This is a genomic window from Pseudorhodobacter sp. E13, assembly GCF_003991405.1.
Lineage (GTDB): Bacteria > Pseudomonadota > Alphaproteobacteria > Rhodobacterales > Rhodobacteraceae > Pseudorhodobacter.
Genome location: NZ_RPEN01000131.1, coordinates 1 through 23,338, shown reverse-complemented (window position 1 = coordinate 23,338; position 23,338 = coordinate 1). Strand labels below are relative to the sequence as shown.

Below are 23,338 nucleotides of genomic sequence, written 5' to 3'. Positions count from 1 at the left end.
GGGCCCTGCGCAACAAAACGCGCAACCCAAGCGTCGCGGGATGGAGCAGCTCGGTAGCTCGTCAGGCTCATAACCTGAAGGTCGTAGGTTCAAATCCTACTCCCGCAACCACTTTTACCAAATGTATCAGTAAGTTACGAGCCGTCTGCAAGGGCGGCTTTTTGCTTGTGCATTTTGTGTCAACGCCATGTCAACGTTTTACGAGTGGCATGGAGCCCGGCTGCGAACCCCTCAGATCACAAGCTCGTAGCTTGTGCTGCGGCCACCAGCTTCCCCTTTGCGAAGAAGCCCCAGATCCAGCAATGCCGCGATATCGCGGTTCGCGGTGTCTTGAGAGCACTTCGCGATGGTCGCCCATTTGGACGATGTCATCTTGCCCTCGAAACCGTCAAGCAGTCGGTTCAGGATCTTGATCTGGCGTTCGTTCAGCGCCAGCGCTGCGGCGCGTTCCCAGAACTGGGCCTTGGCGATGACTGCTGCCAAGACGCCATCGGCGCCGTGGATTGCTCGCCCTAGGCAGGCAAGGAACCAGGTCAGCCACTCCGTCACATCCGTCGCGCCTTTCTGGGTGCGCTCCAGCTCATCATAATAGTCTGACCGCTCGATCCGGATCTGCGCCGACATGCTGTAGAACCGCTGCGGGCTGGCCTCTGATCGCGCAAGCGCAAGATCGGCAATGGCGCGGGCGATGCGGCCGTTGCCATCCTCGAACGGGTGGATGGTCACGAACCACAGATGCGCCAGAGCCGCCTTGATCACCGGATCGGTGGACAGTGGTGCGTTGAACCATGTCAGGAACGCCCCCATCTCCGCCGCGATCCTGTCGGCCGGAGGGGCCGCGAAATGCACCCGCTCTCGGCCGACCGGTCCCGACACCACCTGCATGGGCCCCGAACTGTCGTCGCGCCAATCCCCGACGCGGATCCGTGTCATGCCGCTGCGCCCCGTAGGGAACAGGGCGGCATGCCAGCCGAACAGACGCTCCGCGGTCAAGGGTGCGGTGTAGTTCCTCGTCGCATCCAGCATCACCTCGACGATGCCCTCAACGTTTCGGTCTGTCGGGGGCAGGGCGCCGATGTCGATGCCAAGTCGGCGGGCAAGCGATGACCGCACCTGTGTGGCGTCCAGCGCCTCGCCTTCGATCTCGCTGGTCTTGAGCACATCCTGAGTGAGTGTCTGCAGCACCGCCTCTTCGCGCAGCTTGAACCCAAGGGATTCCATCCGGCCGATCAGGCGACCCTGATCGTGCCGCACAGCCGCTAGCGGTGTCGCGATGCTGCCATCGCGCCAGGTCAGTGTCGGCCAGTCTGGCCTCTCCCAGATGTACATTGTAAACTCCGCGCCAGATGCGGTGATAATGCATCCTATTCGCCGCTTCCGCAAGATTTAACGCCGCAATATATGCGGAGATTGGCGCGACTATTCTCCGCACGAGGTCTTTGAACAACTGGCCCGCTTGATCGTACGCCATCACTGGCTAAAAATGGCATTGAACTCGTTCATCCGAATTCCCTCGGCTATCTCCATCTTTGGTGCCACATGTACATGGATCAGCGCACTTCGAACGTTCATCGTCTTTTGGCTGATCATGTTCGCAGCCCCTCCCTCCGTCACATTCGTGATCCGCATTTTCTGACGAAGCTTGCCTTGCAGATCGTCAAGTCTCTCGATTCTGACGGGTCTGTCTGGCGCAAGTGGGAGGGTCCGCGCGACACTGTCATTTCCTCAGCTTTGGACTGCTGGATACCGAATGACGACATGCTGGCGTTCTTGAACACCTTGCCCGGTCAGCCACTGACAATGACAGATCTTGAGCAGCGCATGCGGCATCTGATAGAGGTCGAATACATCGCATCGCCCGAACCAGACCTGCAGGCAGAGTGCCTAAAGATTTATCAAGCCGAAAAATCTGCGGGTACCGAGATGCCCGCCATTATCGGAAGGCTGTCTGCGTACGTCGCGGCGCAATGGCAGCGCTTGCAGGACGCGCGGCGCAAAGAGGAAGAAAGTCGGCTTGAAGCAGCGAGGTTGGAGCGCGAACGACGCTTGCTGTCCTATGGCGACTGCCCTTGGACACAGATCAAAGGTTCAAAGTGCTTCTATTGCCGCAAGAACGGCCGTGTGTTCCAGCTCAAGCCGAATTCGGACAAAAGCTGGAACATGTATCGGGTGTTTGCCGTGGACGACAACGAGGCTGGAGAGATGATCGGCCGATACCGGACGCGTGCTGATGCGAACAAAGTCGTGGCAAAGGCGGCCTATGAGCCGGAGCCTTGGCGGTAGGTACCGAGTCCACCGATATCTACCATTACTGGCAGGCCCGTGCTTGATCGCGCAGCACGGCGTAATCGCTCATCATCTGGATCATGACGGCACCCTCTGGCAAAGCCTCTATCTCGGTCGCCGCGCGCGTCTGATCGGCGGCGGTGTATTCCACCACAGGTGGGCACGGCGCCCGGGCATCAGAACCGCCCATCGCGCATGCGCTGAGCCAAAGCATCGCGATCAGCGGGACGGCGGCTGGCGGCGTCCAGCATCTGGCGTTGGATTTCATGTGTTCTCTCCGATGTTGAAAGGCGTTCTGCCAGCCGTCCGGTCCGTTCACCGGCGCGGCGCAAGTTCATCAGGAACAGGGCGATGGTGAGGGCGACCAGCAGCAGGCCCAGCGCTTTGCGCGCCGGGCCGCTGGCGAGGAGGGCGGTGATCCAACCCATCAGCGCTGGCCCCGCTTCCAGTCATCGATCCGGGCGTGGATCGCGACCGCAATGCCGATCAGCGCAACGGCGATGAACACCCAGCGCAGGGTGTCGAGATAGGGCACCAAGGGCAGGATGGCGGATTGGGTTTCCGCCAAGACCTCTTGCGCCACTTCGATACCGGCGGCACCGACGGTCGCGATGCCCGCAGCGCCACCGCCTTTCAGCGTGCGGCTGTCGGCCAGTACTTCGCGGGCAGGCGGGATTTCCGGCACGAAGGGCGTGGCGCGAGGAGCGAAGGGTTCGCCCCAGCTGCGGGCTGGCCCGAGGTCGATGTGCATGAAGCCCGAGCGGGGATAGGTGCCGAAGCCGAGGAAACCGACAGCGCGGGCGGCTTCGGCGAATGCAACCGGGTCGTGGTTCGACATGGCGATATCAAACGCCGTGCCCAGCATGTGCTTGGAGGCCGGGGCACCGCCGACAGCGCGGTTGTGGCTGGGACTGCGATAGCCGGAGCGCACGATCAGCGGTTTGCCGATGCGGTTGCGCAGAGATTGCAGCTTGTCCATCGCCTCGCTGTTGATCTTGATCGCGCCGGTGCCGCGGCAGGCGATCTCGGCCGGGGAAAAGCTGGGCCAGCGCCAAGCGCTTTCGGGCACGTCGCGGAAATGGGCGTAGGTCATGGTCGGCATGGTGATCTCCAGAAATGCAAAACCCGCCTCTGGGGCGGGTGGGGTTGGTCGGCAGGGTGGTGATGGTCAGTCGGTGCGGCCGCGTTGGAACGCCTCGAACATCAGATCCCGCATCGCGCGAATGTCCGTCTCGATGCGCTCCAGCCGGTCGGCGTCGCCCTTGCGGTCTTCGGCGCGCTGGCGATCCACGCGGTCGCGCTCGACCAACAGTTCACGGTCCATCCGGACCAGCATCGCATCATTGGTGAAGGCGCGGCGCGTGACGGCGGCCAAAAGGGCGATAAACCCGCCGATCAGTGCGGTGATAGCGGCGGTCATTCCGTTGTCGCGGAAGGCCGCGCCGACCTCCTGCAACAGGGTGGTTCGTTCTGTCATGTTGATTTCCTTTAATAATCGGTCTCGACGTAGACGCCGGAGCAGTCGTAGGCGACAGCCGCTGCGGTCGCGCCGGTGTTCATGTAGTTGCGCGGGCTCAGCAGTTGGGTCGCAGCGGGCATGTCGGTGGTGATGGTGAACTCGACGGCAGCGCCACTGACCTCCTCGACCACCCGCACACCGATGTCCGACCCGTTCGGCGCAGCGGCGATGTAGAGCGTCAGCACGTTGGTCATGCTGGCCACCGGGAAACTGGCCCCGAGGTCGATCAAGGTCGGTGCACCCGCGCCATCATTGTGCACAAGTTGCCAGTTGGTGTGGGTGCCGCGCTGGAAACCGATGCCGATGCAGTTCAGCACGGTGGCCAGCGTCAGGGTGGTCGCCAGCGCTGCCACAGAACCATACAGCCCGAAAAACCCCATGCCCGTCGCTTGCAGGGTGGTCAGCGATAGGCGGTTGACGTAGTTCCAGCCGCCCAAGCCCTCGGCATTGCCGCGCCAGCAGACCCAGCCTGCGGATCGTTCCTCGGCGGCGGCGCTTGCTGTGGCCGCGCTGGTCACCCGCCAGCGCCGCATGCTGTCGGCCAGACCCGTGGTGGTCAGTGTCGGCGTCGCCACGGTGCCGACAGCCGTGCGCGGCATGCCGTTCGTATTCACCGTCGTGCTGGTGGACGGGGCCCAAGTGGCGATCCGGTTGACCCCGAAATGAGGCTGCAGCGGAAAGAACCGGCCCGAGGGGCGCTGCACATCCAGCCATCCGGCCCCGGCGCGGTCGCGGGCATAGACGGCCAGCTTGCCTGCGGGCGGCGGGTCGGGCGCAGCGGCCAAGGCGGGCAACACGACCGGCTCGGGCAGTTCGACCCGGCCGGAAGCACTGTCGATCCGTATCGCGTCAAAGAAGGTCGAGCCGTTCGGGCTGACCTTGAAGCTGAAATTATCGTTGCCCAGCAGTCCTATCAGGGCGCGTGCCGAGAAGCCGGTCTTGAAGGCGAAGGCCGCATCGTTCCCGGCCGCCGCCTTGTTCACCGTGGCTTCAATCCCGGCGCCTGCGTTGTTGATCAGCACCGCCGGGGTGTTCATCGACAAGCGGTTGTAGCTGTCAGCTGTCGCCCCACCGAGGCCCAGCAATTGCGCAGTCAGGTTGGCTTGCGGCATGCTGACCTGCGTGACGGCGTTGGCGAAGGTGACCGTCGGCGTGTTCACCACCGTGGTCCCGCCTGACCCAGCGGTGGCGGAACCGATGTTGACGACCGTGATGGACCCCGAAGCCCCGCCGGTGCCGAGGTTCAAGGTCTTGGTGACGCCGGTGGTCGTGACTCCGGTGCCCATGCCGTAGGTGGCGGTCGTCGTCGCCGTGCCAATCGTTGCCGCGGCCGCCGAAACCGTGACGGTGCCTGACGCGGTCAGCGTACCCGAGAAGGTCTTGTTGCCGCTGAATGTCTGGGTGCCTGCGAGGATCGCCAGTTCCGACGAGGTGTTTGGCAGCGTGAAGGTCCGGGTCGTGCCGGTGGAAATCCCTGACAGCGAGAACAGCGCCTTCTTGGTCGGATCGGCGTCATTCACCAGACTAAAGATGGCATCCGACACATCAACCGGTTCGCCGACCGGATCCCAGGACGACCCACTCCAGACCAGAAACATCTGTTCTGCCGCGATCCACGCCAGCCAGCCCGGGCGTGGCACCAGCCGCATCCAGACGCCATCGACCCAGAAGGCGACGTTCAGATCCCAGCCAACCCAGAAGCCGGTCGCGCCCGATGCTACGATATGCCGGTCGCCGTCGACCGGGCTGGCGGGTGGGACGGTGCGGCTTCTGTCAAGGACCGACAGCTGCACCATGGCATCCAGCAGCCGCAGCGCCTCGTTGTGGGTCACATGCTTTTGCGCCTGCGATGCCAGGATGTAGGGCAGCAGGAGATGGGTGGTGATGTCGGACATGGGTGCGCTTTCAGAAGGTTAGCGTGACGGATCGCCCAGCGCCCCGGCCGATCAGGGCCGAGAGCTGGTAGATGCGGATGGCGAGGGATTGGCCGGACCCGAGGGGTGCGCCCCAATCGACGGTTTGCTGGGCGGCGGTGTAGAGGGCAGAGGTGGTGGCAACTTGTAAGGTTCTCTTACGAGTTGCCCCGTCGAGGATTTCCACCTCGTAGGCTTCACTGTCTTCGGCCAAAGGCACATCGCCAGCGCCCCAGGTATCGGCGGCCAATGACCGCGACCGGCGCGTCCAGCGGATCGTCAGATCGCCGGGGCTGCGGGCGATGCGCCACGGCTGTTCGACATGGGCCACCGAAAACGGCCGCAGCCCAGCGCCTTCGGGCGTGAAGACTGTGGCGACAAAGGTCTCGTCGCTGACTGGCTTCGAAGCTGGACCGATGCGCCAATTCCAAGGCAGACCCAGATCGGCCTCGCTGATGGGCAAAGGGGCCACGGCAGTGTCGAGCACCACAATCCGCGCGCCGGTCGGTACCATCGCAACCATGGCCCCTTCGGTTCCGCGCTGACCGCGCAGCAACCGGGTGAGCCGGTATCGCCCCGGCGCGATCAACTCGGCCGCGCCCGCCTGGACGATCTCCCACTGCCCAGCGGCGCCCTCAATGGCCAGAGCGTTGGCCCCACCCAGCAGGGTGATGTCCGTGACGCTTTCCAAGGTGCCGGAATAGAGATCGACGACCAGCGCATTGCCCAGATCAAAGCGCGATACCGGCCCGGCAAAGAAGTCCGCCGCCAGCACACCCATCCGCGCACGGGTGCCAAAGGTTGTCAGCAGCGCAAAACCATCTGTATCGGCACTGCGGTAAACGGCAATCTCACCCGGCCACGGCTTGGCATGTGCTGCGACGATGGGCCGATGCGCCGGTTGATCCTCGCGCAGTTGTGGCAGGTCCAGCAGCAGCACATCCGGTGCGCCGAACACGGTCGGCGTCGACAAGGATGCAGGTCTAGGCTCGCCGGGCGGCAGATCGTAGACCGCGCGGTCCTGCCGCACCGCATCGATGCTGCGCTGATCCGAATCCGCGATGGACACGAGTCGCATTTCCGTCAGGCGGCCATCGTGGTCGAGCAGGATCACATCGCAGGGATCCAGCGCCAGACGCGACGGCGGCAGGCGGAACACGGCACTTTCGCGGCCTACCCATGCCTCCATCAGCGCGCGACGGCAGCGGCGTTCGGCTTCCTCGGGCGGGATCGCCATCGGAAACGACTCGGACGCGATGCGGGTGGTATCGACGGTGATCCGGCGCGCTTCGACCTGTGCTGCGTCATAGTCCTCGTCGGCGCGGGCAACCTGCCATTTCAACGCCTGCGGCAGTTCGGTTTCCTGCGCCCGGGTCAGTTCCATCACATCGCCCTGCGCAGAGGCGGGGGCCACCATTCCATCCGGGGTGATCGTGGCACCGGCAATTCGGCCGCGCATCAGGAACTTGATGCGCCCTTCGCTCTCGACAGCATCGAAGCCGAAATGCCGGGCCAGCGTGGAAATCGACGCCCTTGGGGCTTCCAATGCCGAGATCACATAGCCCTCGACCGCACCCCATAGGCCAGAGACGTCGATCAATTCCTCGGGCATTCCGGCGCGGAGACAAAGGTGGCGCACCAGTGCCGCCAGCGATACTGCGCCCAGCCGCCCGGTCAGCCAATGCCCGAGCCGCCAGTTCGGCCCGTCTGTCCAGACATCGGTCAGTTCGGGGAAGAACGGATAGGGGCGCGCATCCCAAGTCCAGGCGGCGCATTCCGGCACATGCACCATGCGCGCGCCGTAAATGGCCGAGGTCGGATTGTTCGCGCCCTGACCCCACCAGAGATATGTCGCCTCGAGATAAGCGCGCTGGATCGCATCGTCGCGCCAGCCCCGAGAGGAGTAGGGCGTGAAGCTCTCGGACGATTTCGGATCGAAGAACACGTTGGGCTGGTTGGTGCCGCGATCAATGGCCGGGCACCCCAGTTCGGTGAACCAGATCGGCTTGGACCGCGGCACCCATGCCGTCGGCGTGCCACTTTCCACACCGCCGGGCCGGTTGAAATGCGGGTTTTGCCACCAGGCGCGCAGATCCTTGAAGCGGTAGACCCAAGGCTTCGCCGCTGCGCCATCGGTGATCGGCGTTCGGTTTTGCGCGGTTCGATCAAGGGCGCTGGCATAAAACCACTCGAAGCCTTCGCCGCCCGCAATGTTGGATTGCAGATAGGCGCGATCGTAAATTGCAGGCGCCAGCGTCGCATCGGCATGATCGAAACCGTCGCGCCAATCGGACAGCGGCATGTAGTTATCGATGCCGATGAAGTTGATGTTGGCGTCCGACCAGAGCGGGTCGAGGTGGAAGAACACATCGCCGCTGCCGTCGGCAGGGTGGTGTCCGAAGTATTCCGACCAGTCGGCGGCATAGCCGATCTTCGGCCCAGCGCCGAGGATCGCGCGGACGTCTGCCGCGAGAGCCTTGAAGGCAGTGACGGCAGGATAGGTGCTGGCCCCGCTCCGGATGGTGGTGAGGCCGGGCATTTCCGAGCCGATCAGGAAGGCGTCCACGCCCCCGGCGGCTTTGCAGAGATGCGCGTAGTGCAGGATCATCCGGCGCAAGCCCCATTCGCCGACCGGCCCGGTCCAGCTGACAGTGGTGCCCGACACGCTGAAATTGGCGGGCGTCGCCGTGCCGAACAGCGCCGATACCTGTGTGGCAGCGGTGGCAGTCTTGTCCACCGATCCAGCAAAACCCGCAGCCGGGGAGCAGGTGATGCGCCCACGCCATGGGAAGGTCGGCTGGCCAGAGGTGGCGGCATTTGCGCTGTAGGGGTTGGGCTTGGTGTTCCCGGGTGGCACGTCCAGCAGCAGGAAGGGATAGAAGGTCACGCGCAGCCCGCGTGCCTTCATCTCCTGTATCGCCTGCACCACTGCGAAGTCGGCGGGCGTGCCGCCATAAACCGGACGGTCCTCTGCATCGAGGCTGACGAGGAAGGCACTGGCGCGCGAAACGCCATTCACAAGCCAAACTGACGGCGTGGTGGTCTTGGTGTCCACCTCGACGCCCGGCCGCACCTTGCAGGATCCCGCGCGCAGGTCATCGCCGAACCAAGCCACGACGAGGCTGACGCTTTCCACTGCGGGGGCAAGGGATTGCAGCCGGTCCAGCGCCACGACAATATCGGCCGTGTCGGTGATGGCATTCAGGTTCTCGGCCACTGTCGCGCCGCCGGAGCCGGTGGATTTCTTGACTGGCGCGGTTGCATAGGTGAATTCGCCCGAGGCCGGGATCATCGTCACGGCCTTGACCAGTCCTTCGGCGGTGTCGGAATCGGCCAGCGGGCGGAACACCTCGAAGCTGATCTGCGGCAGGCGGTTGCCGAAGGCGCTAAGGTTCAGCTCCTCAAAGACGACATAAGCGGTGCCACGATAGGCAGGGGTGCTGGCCGCGCCCATCTTGGCCGAGATGAACGGATCGGGGGTCTGCACCTCGTCGCCTGGATACCAGCGCCAGGTGACGCCGGTCATGTCCATGGTCTTGCCGTCAGCCCACACCCGGCCAATCCCGGTGATCTCGCCCTCGCACAAAGCAACGGCGAAGCTGGCGTAGTACAAGTACTCAGTCGTCGTGACCTTTGGCCCGCTGCCTTTGCCACCGCCCTGACTGGTCGTGTTGACCGCTTCGCGGAAATCCGTGGCCCAGATGATGTTGCCGCCTATGCGCATGCGACCGAACAGGCGCGGTATTACCGCCCCTTCGGTCGAGGAGGTGATGCGCAAGCTGTCCAACCGCGCGCCCTCGATCCGCTGGGCCGGGGCGAGGGACGACACAATCCAGTTGTCGACCACCGATCCGATAGTGGATCCGATGAAACCGCCGATGGCCGCACCCGAAAAGCCGAGGATGGCACCGCCAAATGCGCCGCCAATCGCGGAGCCGACGGCGCCGAGAACCAAAGTTGCCATGGATGAAAATCTCAGATGCTGCTGGGGTTCGGAAACAGGAAGGCGAAGGCGATCTTTCGCGCCCATGTCGGTGTCAGAACTTCCTCGACGACGCCCAGCCGCTCGTAGGCGTGGATGAAACGGTCGGGGGCGGTCAGGATGCCGACATGCTTGGCAATGGCACGCGGGGCCATGCGAAACAGGATCAGCGTGCCGGGCCCGGCGTCGGGGGGCATGATTTCTGGCATCATCTGGCGCGCACCCTCGGCCAGCACCTCGCGCGGACCTGTCTCGCCCCAATCCCGGCTGTAGGGAGGAATCGGGAAAGGCTCGTCGCCCACCACCTCGCGCCACACGCCACGTGCCAGTCCAAGGCAGTCGCAACCGACCTCGCGAAGGCTGGCTTGATCGTGGTAGGGCGTGCCAAGCCAGCTGCGGGCGGTGGCGATGACGAAGGCGGGATCGGCGCAATTCACAGCACGTTTCCTTCATGGCCGCCGTCCTGGCTGGCATAGCGCAGGACCGCATCCTGACCCGGAATGTTGGGAAAGCCCCGGAAGTTGGCGACATTCGCGAACTTGGCGCTGCAGGTCGCGATCCGCTTGTCGCAGCCCGCCCGCGCAAGAAAGCTGTCGCCTTCAGCCATGGGGCGCACTGGCGGTTCCAGCAAGGTCAGGGTGGCTATGCTCCCATCCAGCCCATGCGACAGCACCTCGGTGATGCGACCCACATTGGCACCGCTGGTCCAGGTCAGGGTGCCGGAGGTGAACCAGCCCGCGTCAAACTCGGACAGATCCGAGGCCATGAAGGCCCGGTCGCGCAAGAGATCGGTGACGATGCCCGTGCCCCTGTAGATGGCGTCCTCTAGGTCGATGCTGCAGCGCGCATCGCCCAACCTTGCATCGCACCCCGCCTGAAACGTCCGCCCCACGGTCTGGCCGAACACATGCGCGAGGCTACGCACCTCGGCCACAAAAGCCATGCGTCCGCGCCGGATTTGCCCAACCGCGCCCCGGCGCAATAGCACACGCTGGCTGGTGTCTGCCCAATTGACCCGCCACAGCTCCACTGCGGCATTGTCCCACCGCCCATCGAGAATGTCGGTTTCCGTGATCCGGTCCGAGGTCAGCACCCCGGTCGCGTCCTGCGCATCGACGGCGAGATCGGAGCCAGCGCGGATTTCCGAGGCGGCAAACCCGCTCTCTGGCTCAAACTCGGTGCCGTCAAAGGCCAGCGCGCGATCATGATCAGTAAAGCCCAGCGCCACGCCGTCGGCACGGCTGATCCGCCAGCACCAGGACAGGGTGGTTGTGCCATCATCCAGATGCGCCTGCAGTTTAGAGGAGAGGTTTTTCATCTGCGGATCTCCAGCAAGGGAATGGCGGTGATCGATCCCAACCTTTCGAATTCGAGGGTCACGTCGAGCGTGTCGCTGTCGAAACGGACCGGCACATCGAATTCGAAGCCAGCGCGGACGATGACGCCACCCGCAGGGGCGGTGGTGAAGGTGATGACGCCAGTTGTCGTGTCCACGGTCCAGCCCGACAGCTGTTCCGCCATGCCCAGCGCCACGCGGACGGTCCCGGCCACCGGCTTGGCGATGGTTCGCACCCAGGTCTGCGCGCCGGAGGTGTAGCGTTTCGCCAGTTGGAAGCTCTGCTGGCTACCGGTCCCGGTGCCGATCTGATCGTCCGTCGCGGTGATCGCATGAGAAGGCAGGGCAGATTTGTAGTCGGCCCAGTCCTTGTAGCGAAACCCGTGCAGACGGCCGTTGCGGGCCTCGAAGAAGGCAACCACCGCCGCCAGATCATCCGCACGCCGGATGCCATAGGCTACATCATAGCGGCGACGGCTGTCGGCCCAGCTGGCATTGCGCTCTTCATCGCCTGAGGCCAGTTCGACCACTTGCGTGCGCCGTTCAGGGCCGCCCCGTGCCCCGCGGCTGATGTTGTCGGGGAACCTGACTTCATGGAATGCCATCACATGCCCCTCCGGCCGAGCGACACCGCGCGGGCGATATCGGCTGCGACCTGTGTCCGGGATTGCCGGAAGCTTTCGGCGTCCCGGGTCATGATGGTGACATTCACGGCAGGTGCGGAGGATTGACCTTGGCCATATCCAGCAGCCTCCCGGCGCGACAGAACCCGCTCACCGCGCTGCAGGATTGCCGGAACCTCGTCGGGTTTTATCCCGGCCCAGCCACCGAAATGCATGCGCGGCGCATTGGCAAAAGCCAGCGCAGGCACCATGCGGCCCGGGCCCGGCGCGCCGACCATGCCACCGGCGTGCAGAATGTTGGCGAAGATGCCACCCGCACCGCCCAGCGCGCCCGACAGCGCATTGGCAATGGGGCCGAGGATGAAGCGTCGCGCCGCCAGCTTCGCGAGATCAGCGATCATCGAGGTGACCAGGTCGCGGAAATCCAGCTTGCCAGTTTTCACGAAGTCGGCCACGGCGTTTTCGGCTGAGGTGAAGGCGCTGACCAGCGTGCTGCCGATATCACCCCCGATATCGCGCGCCTTGGCGGCATAGTCGGCGAGCGCCGCGGTGACGGCCTGCCAGCCGGTCAGGGCCGTGTCCGCGCCCTCGGCGGCCGCCGCCCCGGCGTTGCGCGCAGCGCTGCCCGCACCATCGGCTGCGGTGGCGGTGTTGTTCAGCCCTGCCGCGAGGGCATCGGCCGAAGCGGCTGCATCGGCGAGTGCGGTCTCCGCCTCGGTCCCCGTGCCAGTGACGGCCTCCTTCAGCGCTTGCCAGCTGGCCAACGGACGACCGGCGGCATCGGCAAGCATGCCAGCGGCCTCGCGATAGCCATCCGCCCGGCCACGCGCGTCGTCTGCCATCGCGCCAAGTCCGAGGTCGGGTGGTTCCAGATAGGTCTGGGACAGCGCGGCAGAGAAGGCATCCGCTGCGGCTGCGCCTGCAGCTGTTGCGGCACCCTCAAACGGGTTTCCGATCCGGCTGAGTTCTACGGGATCGAGTGTGCCGATCCGCACCCCACCTTCGCCAGTGGCCCATTCGGGCAGCAGCGCCAGCGCGGCGTTCAGCCCGTTGATGAAATTATTGATGCGCGTCACGACGCCGTTCAGCATCGCCTCGACGCCGGAAATCAGCCCGTTCGCGGCCTGGAAGGCGAAGTCACCAATGGCGCCGGGCAGACTGCCCCAGATTGCGACCGCAGCGTCATAGGCCCCCTGGAAGATGGCAGCCGTCCGGTCGCCGAAACTGACCACGCCCGCGATCGTGCCTTCCAGAGCCGAAAGCCCAGCAGCTTTCAGCCGCTCCCAGCCAGCGGCCATGTTGGCGAATGCGGCGTCGAGCGACAGGCCGATGCGCGACCAGACTTCTTTCGCCAGATCGCCCAGCAGGCGGAAGGCTTCGCCCACGCCGCCGACGCGGGCCACCAGCTGCGAGAACTGATAGACCAGCTCTCCGGCACCGACGATCAGCGCGCCGATGCCGGTGCGGATCAGCGCCCCGCGCATGATGACCAGCGCCGTGGCGAGGCCGCGCACTGACAGTGCTGCCGCTGCCAGTCCCGCCACCCAGCGCCCCGCCATGACGGCGGCGAAGGTCGCGGCATAGGAGGCGAGGCGTCCAAGATTTCCGATCAGCGCATTAATGGCTGCCCGCAGGATCCCGCCATCCGATGCCAGCGCGATGAAGGCGTTGGCCAGCGCCTCGACCGATGGGGCCACGGCGACGGCGATCCGGTTGCGCAGCCCCTCGAACACCAGTGACATGGTGCCAAGGGCAACTTGGGTGCGCCGCAGGGCCTCGATGGCGTCGGTGTCCAGCACCGCGCCGAGGTCGGAGGCCTGATCGCCCAACCGGGCCATCTCGGCCCCGCCGTTGCGCAGGAGCGGGAGGAGGCGCGTGGCGTCTGAGGCCATTGCCTCCAAGTAGAAGGTCATCTCCTGCTGGCTAAGGCCAGCGCGTTCCAGCGTGTCGACGTAGAGTTGCAAGGCTTCTGGCCCCGACAGGCGGGCAAATTGGTTAGCCGTCACGCCCACCTTCGGGGCGACGCTTTCGAAGAAGTCCGCCATCGGCCCGCCGCCGGTCTGCAGGAAATCGCCCACCCGGTCGTTCACGTCTTTCAAGATGTCGGCGAGCTTTTCCTGTTCGATGCCGACTGTGCGCGCGCCTGCAGACCAGCGCTGCAGGGCTTCGGGCGTGGCATTGGCGACCTGTGCGAACTGCCGAATTTGCGCGGCGCTCTCGGCGGTGGACCGGACGATCAGCCCGAGCGAAGCGGTGGCAGCAGCAGCGGCGGCAGACATGGCAATCCCGGCCCGGCGCGCAAAACCTGCAAGCCGGGTGTTGGCCAGTTCCATCTCGCGCGACAGACGGCCGAGGCCCTTTGCGCCAGCCGTGCCGACGCCCTCCAACTCGGCGCGAACCTGGCGGCCGCCCTCGGCGACGAGCCTTACACTGACCCTTTTTTCAGCCATCGCGGCCCCCTTCCATCTGTTCGTTCAGTTTGCGCACCATTACCGCCTCGATCTCGGGCAGCAGTTCGGCGGCGATCAGGGTATTCACGCCCAGCGCCCGCGCCAGCGCGAGGGCAGCACCCATGTCCCAGCCGAGCACCGCGCCGGGGATCACGCGCAGCTGACCACCAAGACGGCCGACCAGATCCCAGACCTGCCAGCCATCTTGTGTCTGCGGTCGGTTCAGTCTTGCGGGGCAGTCGGGGCACGTCCCCGCGCAGGCCGCGCAGTATCTGTCACCCCCGCCGAAGGACCAGTCGGCGAGGGCGCGGAGACGTTTTTTTCTGCGTCCAGCAGCAAGCCGCGCGCGACATACTGCGTCTGGAACGCCTCGAAGACCGGCCAGATTTCCAGTAGGGCGTCGATGCCCTCGGGCGAAACGGGGATGATGTTGCCTGCGCCATCGCCAACACCCTCCCAATCCAGAACCGCGCGACGGGCCACCGATTTTGCCATGGCCAGCGCCATTTCCTCTTGGGTCGCACCTTCGGGGAGTGTTTCCACCGCCAGATCGGCGCGCGCCGACACCATCAGCGCGGTGGTCAGGGGGCCGACCAGCAGGCGCAGGCCGGGGGCGAGGTCCAGCCATTCGGGCGTGGCGGTCAGGTTCAGTCGGATCATGATCAATATCCTGCAAGGGTGTTGATGAGAACGGCGGTGCACATGCGGGCCGGGCTGGCGGCCTTGGCGGCTTGCCAGTCAAAGCTCGCTTGCACGCCCTGCGGCCCGGCAATCTCGATGCGCGGGATCGGCAGATAGACTGCATGGGCGGTGAAGGTGAAACTGGCGTTCGCGCCGAGGCTGTAGACGAACTCCAACTCACACGGGCTGCCGTCGATGGCTTGGGTGACCAACGTGCTGTCCGAAAACCGCACTTCGATCCGACCGGTGAGCGCCGCCATGGTCGGATCGGCGCCATCGATCCGGCCATCGCCCCGGATCGTCTCGATCCGGTCGAGGTTGTTGGAATAGGTGATCTCGGCCGAAACGACATTCCCGAGTGCTGTACCATTGCGCTTCACCGTGCCGTTGAAATGGCCGAAACGCTGCAAGCCCAGCGCGGTAGGCGTGCCAGCGGCTGTTGCGGCGGCGATGGTTTCGCCTTGGGCCACCAGCCGAGCTGTCGCTGTCAGCAGACCCGACCGCTGCATCTGCCAGGACAGCTGATCCAGCACACAGCCGGAATACATTGCAAAGCGCGGCACCTCGGGCATCGCGGTTTCAATCGCCATGCTGGGCAGGGTCCAGTTGCCCGACTGGAAGGTGTGGGTCTTGGGCGTCGTGCCGGTGGTAGTCGGCTGGCCAAAGGCGGCCTTCAGCCAGAACCCAAATGCCTCCACGTCAATCGGGATCACCACCTCGCCGTCGGCGGTCACCGCGTCCTTGATCGGGGCGAGCGGATCGCGGCCATAGCCCAGCAGTTCGGATTCCAGCAACGGCTGTTCTGACCCGAGCGTCGCCCGGGCGAAGGGCATCAGCCGGAACCCACTGACTGGCGGGGTGCCGTAAACCGTCTCATACGCAAGCGCCATCTGCGCCCGCGCGCCTTGCGCACGTGCCATGGGGGTCTCCTTTATGTGGGGGTGTCAGGCCAGGGGGCCGGTGGTGGTGTAGTGCAACACGACGGTGATCACCGCCGCCTTCAGCGCCGCTGCGCCCTCGATGGGCAGATCAACCGAAGCCGGGGCCTCGGGCTCGAGCCAGTCGCAGAGGCCGCCAAGTGTGCGGTCAGCGTCCAGCGCCGTGCCGATGGCGGTGATCAGGGTGTCGAAGGTGCTGGCCCGACTGGTGCACGCCTGGACGACGACCTCCAATTCGGCGCGGTGCTGATAGTGGTAACGCAGCGGCGACAGCGTCACCTCCGGGTCACCCGGCTGGCCGTCGCGCAGGATGATCAGCCCGGCTGCGGGGATCCGCTCGGGCAGGACCTCATCGCGCAGGGTGAGGGCGGCAAGCGGCTGCAACCGCGCGTGCAGCGCGGCGAGAACGGTTTCGCGGGTGGTGGGCATTTGTCCAACTCAGGTTTGAACGTTCAGGGACTGATTGATCGTTGTGGAATGCTTAACAATAACTGAGTTTCACCTCGAGCCAGAGGTGCGCCGAGTTTTATGAATTCAACGCTCGGGCGATGTTCGCTCTCAGTAGTCAAACAGATCGTCGAAATCGCTATAGAACCCGTACTTAGGGGCCTGTACCTGCTCAAGTCCAAACGTGAAGAAGTGTTTGCGAGCGGCACGCCAGCCCCTCACAAGGCTCGGCATCCTGGTTTCTGGCTGGTCGTCTCCGCGCCATGCCGCAAGATCCAACCAAGAACCAGTGGCGAGTTCTTTATTGGATGGAGTTGGGCACTCCACTCCATATTTTGCCTTCAAAATGGAATTCCGCTTTTCCATCGCTCGACGAACCATGCTTAGAAGCCAGCCGTCGATTTCCTTTAAACGTTCGGATTCATCAAGTAGACAATAAAAGTGTTGATTTTCGTGTCGGATTGACCCATTTTTCCATTTGGCGCTGAGCCGTCTGCAACACGATAATCGCATGAAAAGGCCGCGGAATCCTTGATGCCAGTGGGTCACGGCGTTTCGGAAAACTGGGTCAAATTCTCGCGGAAATCAACACGGAAAGCGGCATCATGCCGCCCGAAGAAATGACCAAAGCCGTTGCGCGGCTTCTTGGTTTTCAACGCGTAGGGCCGGATCTGTCGGAGGGGATCATGGCGATCAATATGAAAGACTGAGGGTGAAGTGGGAGTGGGGAGCTAGGATGACGCATTAGGCCCAAACCGGACCTTCGAAGCCACCACGGCGAACGTCAGGTTTGGGTCTAATTTACCGACTTAATGCTTCTTAGCAGTGAGACACGGCGCAGATTGTATTAGAACGCTCCAGTATTGGTGTTCAAAAGAAACTGGGAAAATATAGGGCCACAAGCAGCCCCGATTTCGCGGGCTTTGCCGCCAATCTCTCCTGCACAGATCGTGGGGGGAACCAGACCACGGGTGTCTTGGGTTTGCAGATAGCGTTGCGTGCGCTCTACCAGCGCTTGTTTCACTTCGTTCGGAAAAGACCCGTCAATCATGATGGTTTCGAAATCTATGACGGAACAAATGGATATGCTGGCCTTTGCCAATTCCTGTGCTGCTTGCCCGACCCAGGGATCAACATACCGCGCAAGGCCGCTCCAGTCTTGCGGCGTCTGCCAAAGCCGCGCCGGGTCCAGCCCGGCCTCGGCCAAGCGGGTTTCCAACACATGCAGCGAGGCGATATCAATCAACTGACGGCTTTCCCCACTGGGGCCAATACTGGGCAGCGACCCCAAGGCCCCGGCGTTGCCTTGATGGCCCTCATACACCGAATGGTTCAACACGATACCGCCGCCAATGAAAGCCGCGACGAAAAAATAGGCGTAATCACGGTATTCCTTGCCCCGGCCATAGACATGCTCGGCCCGGCAGGCGGCGGTGGCGTCATTGACCATGAAGACGGGCAGATCGGTGAATGTCCCAACCTCCTCGCGCAGATCAAGCGTTTTCCAAAGCTGCGAAGTGGCCTCTGGCGCGCCGACCAGTTTGTGCCAGTTCCACAGCTCATACGGGGCCGCGATGCCGATGCCACACACCCGCGTTTGCGCCTGTGCAGGAAGGTCGGCCGTCAACGCTTCCAGCCCGTCCTGGAGAAACCCCAGGATACGATCTGGCACCGGGTAAGGGAAGGTAATGCGCCGCTGCGCCCGGATGACGCCAACGAAATCCATCAGGATCAGTTCGGCACTGCGCCGCCCCAGTTTCAGACCAAACGAGAACACGCCGTCGGGATTTAGCCGCATCGGCACCGAAGGCTTGCCCACCTTGCCGCGCACCGGGTCGCCACGGGCAAGCAGGCCATCCTGCTCCAGCTTGCGCAAGATCACCGAAACAGTTTGCGGCGACAGCCCCGCCACCCGCGCCAGGTCTGATCCGGGCATCGGCCCGTTGCGCTGCAACATGGACAGCAACAGACGTTCGTTATAGTCGCGCAAACCGCTTTGGTTCGCGCCACTGCTTAACGATCTGATCTTTGAGCCATCCATGATCGTGACCATATCCCTCTGCCCTCCTTGCCTACAAGACACTTCGGCAATTAATAAATCAAGTTTATTTATTTATTGACGGGGTGACGCGAATCGTGTTTCTTAAAGTCAGTTCCGCAACGCTGCGGGGTGACTGTCCGGCACGCCGGACCATCAAAGACTGTCTTGGGAGGACATCATGAAAAAACTACTCGCAACCACCGCGGTGGTCGTTATGGGCATGGCCGGAGCAGCTTCGGCGCAAGGCATCACCGCTTGCCTGATTACGAAAACGGATACCAACCCCTTTTTCGTCAAGATGAAAGAGGGTGCCGAGGCCAAAGCGGCAGAGCTTGGGATGACGCTGAAATCCTTTGCCGGCAAGGTTGACGGCGATCACGAAACCCAAGTGGCGGCGATTGAGACATGTATTCTGGACGGGGCAAAGGGCATATTGCTGACCGCGTCGGATACGTCGTCGATCACCACCGCCGTAAAGCAAGCGCGGGATGCGGGCGTTCTGGTGATCGCACTGGATACACCGCTGGACCCGATTGATGCGGCCGATGCAACCTTTGCGACCGACAACTTTCTGGCAGGCGAGCTGATCGGCAAATGGGCCGCTGGCAAGCTGGGCGCCGAGGCTGCCAATGCCAAGATCGCGATGCTGGATCTGGCCGTATCGCAGCCTTCGGTTGACGTGCTGCGCGACCAAGGCTTCCTGCAAGGCTTTGGCATTGATCTGGGCGATCCGAACAAATGGGGCGACGAAACCGACCCGCGCATCGTCGGCAATGACATCACCTCGGGCAACGAAGAAGGTGGCCGCAAGGCGATGGAAAACCTGCTGGCCAAAGACCCGTCGATCAACGTGGTCTATACCATCAACGAGCCTGCCGCTGCGGGTGCCTATGAGGCGCTGAAGTCGATTGGCCGCGAAAAAGACGTGCTGATCGTTTCGGTTGACGGCGGTTGCCCCGGCGTTGCCAATGTCAAGGAAGGCATCATCGGCGCCACATCGCAGCAATATCCGCTGCTGATGGCCTCCAAAGGGGTTGAGGCGATTGCCGCTTGGGCCAAGGATGGCACCAAGCCTGCCAATACCGAAGGCAAGGACTTCTTTGATACGGGCGTGACCCTGATCACCGACAGCCCGGTTGACGGCGTCGAAAGCATCGACAGTGCCAAAGGCACGGAGCTGTGCTGGGGCTGATGGGCCGCAACACCTGACAATCTGGAAAGGGGCGGCCTGCGCCGCCTCTTTTCACAGCATTTCGCTTGCACAGGGGGAGGAGGGTCGCCATGTCAGAAGCTGAGAATTTTGAAAGCGTCTCAAAGCGCGGCAGCCAGGAAGTTGCCAAATTTGAACAGCCCAATCGCGGGGCTATCGGCACATTGCAACATTGGCTGCACGTCAATCCGGCGCTTGTGCCGCTGATCGTTCTGGTCTTGTCGATCCTTGTGTTTGGCGCGCTGCTGGGCAGCAAGTTCTTCTCGCCCTTCGCGCTGACGCTGATCTTGCAGCAAACCGCGATCGTCGGCATCGTGGGCGCGGCACAAAGCCTTGTCATCCTGACCGCAGGAATTGACCTGAGCGTTGGGGCGATCATGGTCTTGTCCTCGGTGGTGATGGGGCAATTCACCTTTCGCTACGGCTTGCCGGTCGAGGTTTCGATCCTGTGTGGTCTTGCCATCGGCACCGCTGTCGGCTTCGTCAATGGCTGGCTGGTGGCGATCATGCGGCTGCCCCCCTTCATCGTGACCTTGGGCATGTGGCAAATCGCGCTGGCCTCCAACTTTCTCTATTCCGCCAATGAAACCATCCGCAGCCAAGAGATTGCCGAGCAGGCCCCCCTGCTGCAACTCTTTGGCGCGACCTTCAAGATCGGCGGGGCGGTGTTCACCGTGGGCGTGGTCTTCATGGTGCTGCTGGTGGTCTTGCTGGCCTATATCCTGAAACAAACCGCTTGGGGCCGCCATGTCTATGCCGTGGGCGATGACCCGGACGCGGCAGAGCTTTCCGGCGTCAATGTCAAAGGCACGTTGATTTCCGTCTATATGCTGTCGGGGTTGATCTGCGCTTTCGCAGGTTGGGCCTTGATCGGGCGGATCGGGTCGGTTTCGCCAACCTCGGGCCAGCTTGCCAATATCGAAAGCATTACGGCGGTGGTGATTGGCGGCATCTCATTGTTCGGGGGGCGTGGCTCTATTCTGGGGATGTTGTTCGGATCGCTGATCGTCGGGGTATTCACCCTTGGCCTTCGCCTGCTGGGGGCCGATGCGCAATGGACCTATCTGCTGATCGGCGCGCTGATTATTGCCGCGGTCGCTGTGGATCAATGGATTAGAAAGGTGTCTGTCTGATGGAACCGATTTTGAAAGGCCGCAATCTGGTCAAACGCTATGGCAAGGTGACGGCGCTCGATCACTGTGATTTCGATCTCTATCCCGGTGAAATTCTGGCGGTGATCGGCGATAACGGTGCGGGCAAAAGCTCTCTGATCAAGGCGATCTCTGGCGCCATCGTCCCGGATGAGGGCGAGGTTTACCTGGAGGGCAAGCAGGTCAAATTCACCTCGCCCATTCAGGCGCGCGAGGCGGGGATTGAAACGGTGTATCAAACCCTTGCCATGTCTCCGGCGCTGTCGATTGCTGATAACATGTTCATGGGGCGTGAATTGCGCAAACCGGGCTTTCGCGGCAAATGGTTGCGCCAGTTGGACCGTCCACGCATGGAACGCCTTGCCCGCGAAAAGCTGACCGAACTGGGTTTGATGACGATTCAGAACATCAATCAGGCGGTGGAAACCCTGTCGGGTGGTCAGCGGCAAGGGGTGGCCGTAGCCCGCGCTGCGGCATTCGGCTCCAAGGTCATCATTCTGGATGAACCGACCGCAGCACTGGGGGTCAAGGAAAGCCGCAAGGTGCTGGAATTGATACAGGATGTCAAATCGCGCGGTATCCCGATCATCCTGATCAGCCACAACATGCCCCATGTGTTCGAAGTTGCTGACCGCATCCACGTCCACCGCCTGGGCAAACGTCTTTGCGTCGTGAATCCCAAGGACTACACGATGTCGGATGCCGTGGCTTTCATGACCGGTGCCAAGGAGCCGCCAGTTGAAACCGTCCCCACTTAGGGTCAGGATGCATAACCAATAGATGACGAGGGCTGCGAGTGCGATGGCAGAGAGAAACACCTTGGGGCATCTGTCATAGCGGGTCGCGACACGCCTCCAGTCCTTGAGCCTGCCGAACATGGTCTCGATCTGGTTGCGGCGCTTGTTTCTGCGCTTGTCGTATTTGCCCGACGTCTTGCGTTTCTTCCGGCCTGGGATGCAGGCGCGTATCCCCTTGTCCGGTAACGCTTCTCTGAACCAGTCGGCATCATAGCAGCGATCCCCGAGCAGCCATTTGACATTTGGCGGGCCGCTCAGGAGGGCCCGTGCGCCGATGCAATCGCTCACCTGTCCGACGGTAACGAACAGGTCGATTGGTCGCCCCTGACTGTCGCAGATGGCGTACAGTTTGGTCCCTCTCGGGTCATTGCTGCGCAATGCCCTGTCGGGCAACGGTTCATGCCGCCTTTGGTTCGGCCAATCAGACGGCCACGCCCCCCTTTTTGGCGGCCATGCTGGTCGCTGTTCGGTGAGCCTTCAGGTATGTCGCGTCCGATGCCCGGCAGCGGTTTGCCTTCAAACCGCGAAAGGGGATCATCACGGTCGTCTTCTCACCATGTTCCGCCGCCAGCCCGGCCATCATCCGCGCGAAGATGCCTTTCTCGCTCCAACGCTTCCAGCGGCTGTAGAGTGTTTTGTGAGGGTAATATTCCCGCGGCGCATCCCGCCATCGCAAGCCATTGCGATTGATGAAGATAATCCCACTCAACACCCGTCTGTCATCGACCCTCGGCTTGCCGTGCGACTTCGGGAAGAAAGGCTTAAGTTTGCCCATCTGCGCCTCGGTCAGCCAGAAATGATCACTCATGTCACCACTCCTTTTCGGAGCCGTGAATCACGCAGCACGACCAAAATCAATGCATCTTGACCCTAAGCAGTTATCAAAAGTCGTGATCGCAGCGAAGGTCAGCTATCTGACCAAACACTCAGCGGCATCGTCGACAAACTTCCCTATGCTGCAAGGGATTTCTGATCGACCCAGTTCGCTTGTGACAAAGGCAATGACCTGCCGCTTCCAACGGTTGCAGAGCGTCTTCGGTGGCCCATACTCCCGTAGGGCATCGCACCAACGCAATCCATTGCGATTTATGAAGATTATTCCACTCAGGACGCGCCGGTCATCCACCCGCGGCTTGCCATGGCTCTTCGGAAAGAATGGCTTTAGCCACTCCACCTGCGCGTCGGTCAGCCAGAATAAGTTGCTCATCATCACCCATGTCAGCTCGGGGTCTTGAATCACGCAGCGACGGCAGCCTAAAGCAGATCAATGGGTCCTGACGCTAGACAATCGTGGCCTCGGTGGCGGCGCGCAATTCGGCTTCGGTGACGCCATTGGCGCATTCGACGATATTCAAGCCGCCTTCGACAACATCCAGCACGCCCAGATTGGTGATGATGCGGTCCACCACAGCCTTGCCGGTCAGGGGCAGCGTGCATTGTTTCAGCAGTTTGCTCTCGCCATGCTTGCTGGTGTGGTCCATCACCACCACCACAAGGCCTACGCCTGCGACCAGATCCATCGCGCCGCCCATGCCTTTGACTGACCTGCCCCCCGGTCGTCCCTCGGTCATAACGAGAGTCCTTGGTTTTGATAGTCGTCGGTTTCGGGTGTAGGAAGCGCTTCACCGATAAATTCGAATTTCGCTCAGGCCGGTGAAACAGTGTCCAAGTCGAGCTCCCGCAACCACCGTTTCCGACCTAAGGTCCGCACGTGTTGCGGGCATTGTCCTATTTGCGTAAGCGGCGTCTGGGCCCCATCTTCTGCATGACCTGTTAAGCTGCGACTCCGCGCCTGAATGATATCGGGCAGGAGTTTGGACCTGTCACGGTTTCGTTCCGGTCTTTTGAGAGCAATACTCGCCATCAAGGAGACCGGATATGGCAGCGATACACAGCGACGAGTTCAAGCGGGATGCGGTTCGCATTGCGCTCACCAGTGGCCTGACACGGCGTCAGGTTGCATC

General features: G+C 62.7%; 21 protein-coding genes, 1 tRNA gene and 3 pseudogenes. 5 read left to right on the top strand and 20 right to left on the bottom strand.

All coding sequences use genetic code 11. The features are described 5' to 3' along the window. Positions 1-34 precede the first annotated feature (34 nt). Positions 35-111, top strand: a tRNA-Met gene (locus tag EGN72_RS01490). A gap of 120 nt (positions 112-231) precedes the next feature. Here EGN72_RS01490 and EGN72_RS01485 read toward each other — a convergent pair. Beyond that, a complete protein-coding gene (locus EGN72_RS01485) occupies positions 232-1,329 on the bottom strand; it encodes a Fic family protein (RefSeq protein ID WP_127044877.1) in 1,098 nt (365 codons plus the stop codon). A gap of 216 nt (positions 1,330-1,545) precedes the next feature. Between EGN72_RS01485 and EGN72_RS01480 the strand changes: the two genes are divergently transcribed. Then, complete coding sequence (locus EGN72_RS01480) at positions 1,546-2,283, top strand: hypothetical protein (RefSeq protein WP_127044876.1); 738 nt, start codon at positions 1,546-1,548, stop codon at positions 2,281-2,283. A gap of 25 nt (positions 2,284-2,308) precedes the next feature. On the opposite strand, the gene EGN72_RS01475 is transcribed toward EGN72_RS01480, so the two are convergent. From EGN72_RS01475 to EGN72_RS01410, 16 genes are all read right to left on the bottom strand, one after another. Continuing rightward, positions 2,309-2,476: a hypothetical protein gene (locus tag EGN72_RS01475; protein WP_370323139.1), complete on the bottom strand. Its 168-nt coding sequence runs from the start codon at positions 2,474-2,476 to the stop codon at positions 2,309-2,311. Continuing rightward, complete coding sequence (locus EGN72_RS01470) at positions 2,463-2,714, bottom strand: hypothetical protein (RefSeq protein WP_127044874.1); 252 nt, start codon at positions 2,712-2,714, stop codon at positions 2,463-2,465. The genes EGN72_RS01475 and EGN72_RS01470 overlap by 14 nt, the downstream gene beginning before the upstream one ends. Continuing rightward, positions 2,714-3,388, bottom strand: coding sequence for a D-Ala-D-Ala carboxypeptidase family metallohydrolase (locus EGN72_RS01465; RefSeq protein WP_127044873.1), 675 nt, complete (start codon positions 3,386-3,388; stop codon positions 2,714-2,716). The genes EGN72_RS01470 and EGN72_RS01465 overlap by 1 nt, the downstream gene beginning before the upstream one ends. 66 nt (positions 3,389-3,454) lie before the next feature. Next, on the bottom strand, positions 3,455-3,763 hold the full coding sequence (locus EGN72_RS01460; RefSeq protein WP_127044872.1) for a hypothetical protein: 309 nt from the start codon (positions 3,761-3,763) through the stop codon (positions 3,455-3,457). Positions 3,764-3,774: 11 nt separating this feature from the next. After that, a complete protein-coding gene (locus EGN72_RS01455; RefSeq protein WP_127044871.1) occupies positions 3,775-5,700 on the bottom strand; it encodes a DUF2793 domain-containing protein in 1,926 nt (641 codons plus the stop codon). Positions 5,701-5,710: 10 nt separating this feature from the next. Continuing rightward, positions 5,711-9,682, bottom strand: a complete 3,972-nt coding sequence (locus EGN72_RS01450) for a glycoside hydrolase TIM-barrel-like domain-containing protein (protein ID WP_127044870.1) — start codon at positions 9,680-9,682, stop codon at positions 5,711-5,713. An 11-nt stretch (positions 9,683-9,693) separates the two neighbouring features. Then, entirely contained in the window at positions 9,694-10,137 is a 444-nt protein-coding gene (locus tag EGN72_RS01445; protein ID WP_127044869.1) for an NlpC/P60 family protein, read from the bottom strand. Continuing rightward, on the bottom strand, positions 10,134-11,018 hold the full coding sequence (locus tag EGN72_RS01440) for a DUF2163 domain-containing protein (protein ID WP_127044868.1): 885 nt from the start codon (positions 11,016-11,018) through the stop codon (positions 10,134-10,136). The genes EGN72_RS01445 and EGN72_RS01440 overlap by 4 nt, the downstream gene beginning before the upstream one ends. After that, positions 11,015-11,641, bottom strand: a complete 627-nt coding sequence (locus tag EGN72_RS01435) for a DUF2460 domain-containing protein (RefSeq protein WP_127044867.1) — start codon at positions 11,639-11,641, stop codon at positions 11,015-11,017. The genes EGN72_RS01440 and EGN72_RS01435 overlap by 4 nt, the downstream gene beginning before the upstream one ends. Further along, positions 11,641-14,109, bottom strand: coding sequence for a phage tail tape measure C-terminal domain-containing protein (locus EGN72_RS01430; protein WP_127044866.1), 2,469 nt, complete (start codon positions 14,107-14,109; stop codon positions 11,641-11,643). Before EGN72_RS01430 ends, EGN72_RS01435 begins: the two co-directional genes overlap by 1 nt. Beyond that, positions 14,102-14,233 (bottom strand): hypothetical protein, encoded by a 132-nt coding sequence (locus EGN72_RS19545; protein ID WP_255417403.1) that lies wholly within the window; start codon positions 14,231-14,233, stop codon positions 14,102-14,104. The genes EGN72_RS01430 and EGN72_RS19545 overlap by 8 nt, the downstream gene beginning before the upstream one ends. A gap of 98 nt (positions 14,234-14,331) precedes the next feature. Next, positions 14,332-14,769: a hypothetical protein gene (locus EGN72_RS01425; protein ID WP_127044865.1), complete on the bottom strand. Its 438-nt coding sequence runs from the start codon at positions 14,767-14,769 to the stop codon at positions 14,332-14,334. 2 nt (positions 14,770-14,771) lie between these two features. Further along, positions 14,772-15,710, bottom strand: a complete 939-nt coding sequence (locus tag EGN72_RS01420; protein ID WP_127044864.1) for a phage tail tube protein — start codon at positions 15,708-15,710, stop codon at positions 14,772-14,774. 24 nt (positions 15,711-15,734) lie between these two features. After that, on the bottom strand, positions 15,735-16,157 hold the full coding sequence (locus EGN72_RS01415; protein WP_127044863.1) for an acyl-CoA transferase: 423 nt from the start codon (positions 16,155-16,157) through the stop codon (positions 15,735-15,737). Between the two features lie 129 nt (positions 16,158-16,286). Next, complete coding sequence (locus EGN72_RS19400) at positions 16,287-16,556, bottom strand: hypothetical protein (protein ID WP_233586988.1); 270 nt, start codon at positions 16,554-16,556, stop codon at positions 16,287-16,289. Positions 16,557-17,022: 466 nt separating this feature from the next. Beyond that, a complete protein-coding gene (locus EGN72_RS01410; RefSeq protein ID WP_127044878.1) occupies positions 17,023-18,216 on the bottom strand; it encodes an ROK family transcriptional regulator in 1,194 nt (397 codons plus the stop codon). Between the two features lie 178 nt (positions 18,217-18,394). On the opposite strand from EGN72_RS01410, the gene EGN72_RS01405 reads away from it, so the two are divergent. From EGN72_RS01405 to EGN72_RS01395, 3 genes are all read left to right on the top strand, one after another. Next, entirely contained in the window at positions 18,395-19,408 is a 1,014-nt protein-coding gene (locus EGN72_RS01405; protein WP_199743679.1) for a sugar ABC transporter substrate-binding protein, read from the top strand. An 89-nt stretch (positions 19,409-19,497) separates the two neighbouring features. After that, complete coding sequence (locus tag EGN72_RS01400; protein WP_127044861.1) at positions 19,498-20,559, top strand: ABC transporter permease; 1,062 nt, start codon at positions 19,498-19,500, stop codon at positions 20,557-20,559. Beyond that, positions 20,559-21,335 (top strand): ATP-binding cassette domain-containing protein, encoded by a 777-nt coding sequence (locus tag EGN72_RS01395; protein WP_127044860.1) that lies wholly within the window; start codon positions 20,559-20,561, stop codon positions 21,333-21,335. Before EGN72_RS01400 ends, EGN72_RS01395 begins: the two co-directional genes overlap by 1 nt. A 12-nt stretch (positions 21,336-21,347) precedes the next feature. Here the strand turns inward: EGN72_RS01395 and EGN72_RS01390 are convergent. From EGN72_RS01390 to EGN72_RS01380, 3 pseudogenes are all read right to left on the bottom strand, one after another. Continuing rightward, a pseudogene (locus EGN72_RS01390) lies at positions 21,348-22,182 on the bottom strand (IS5 family transposase); the annotation flags it as partial. Positions 22,183-22,383: 201 nt separating this feature from the next. Beyond that, positions 22,384-22,581: pseudogene (locus EGN72_RS01385) on the bottom strand (transposase); the annotation flags it as partial. A gap of 73 nt (positions 22,582-22,654) precedes the next feature. Continuing rightward, a pseudogene (locus tag EGN72_RS01380) lies at positions 22,655-22,924 on the bottom strand (CoA-transferase); the annotation flags it as partial. Between the last annotated feature and the right edge of the window lie 414 nt (positions 22,925-23,338).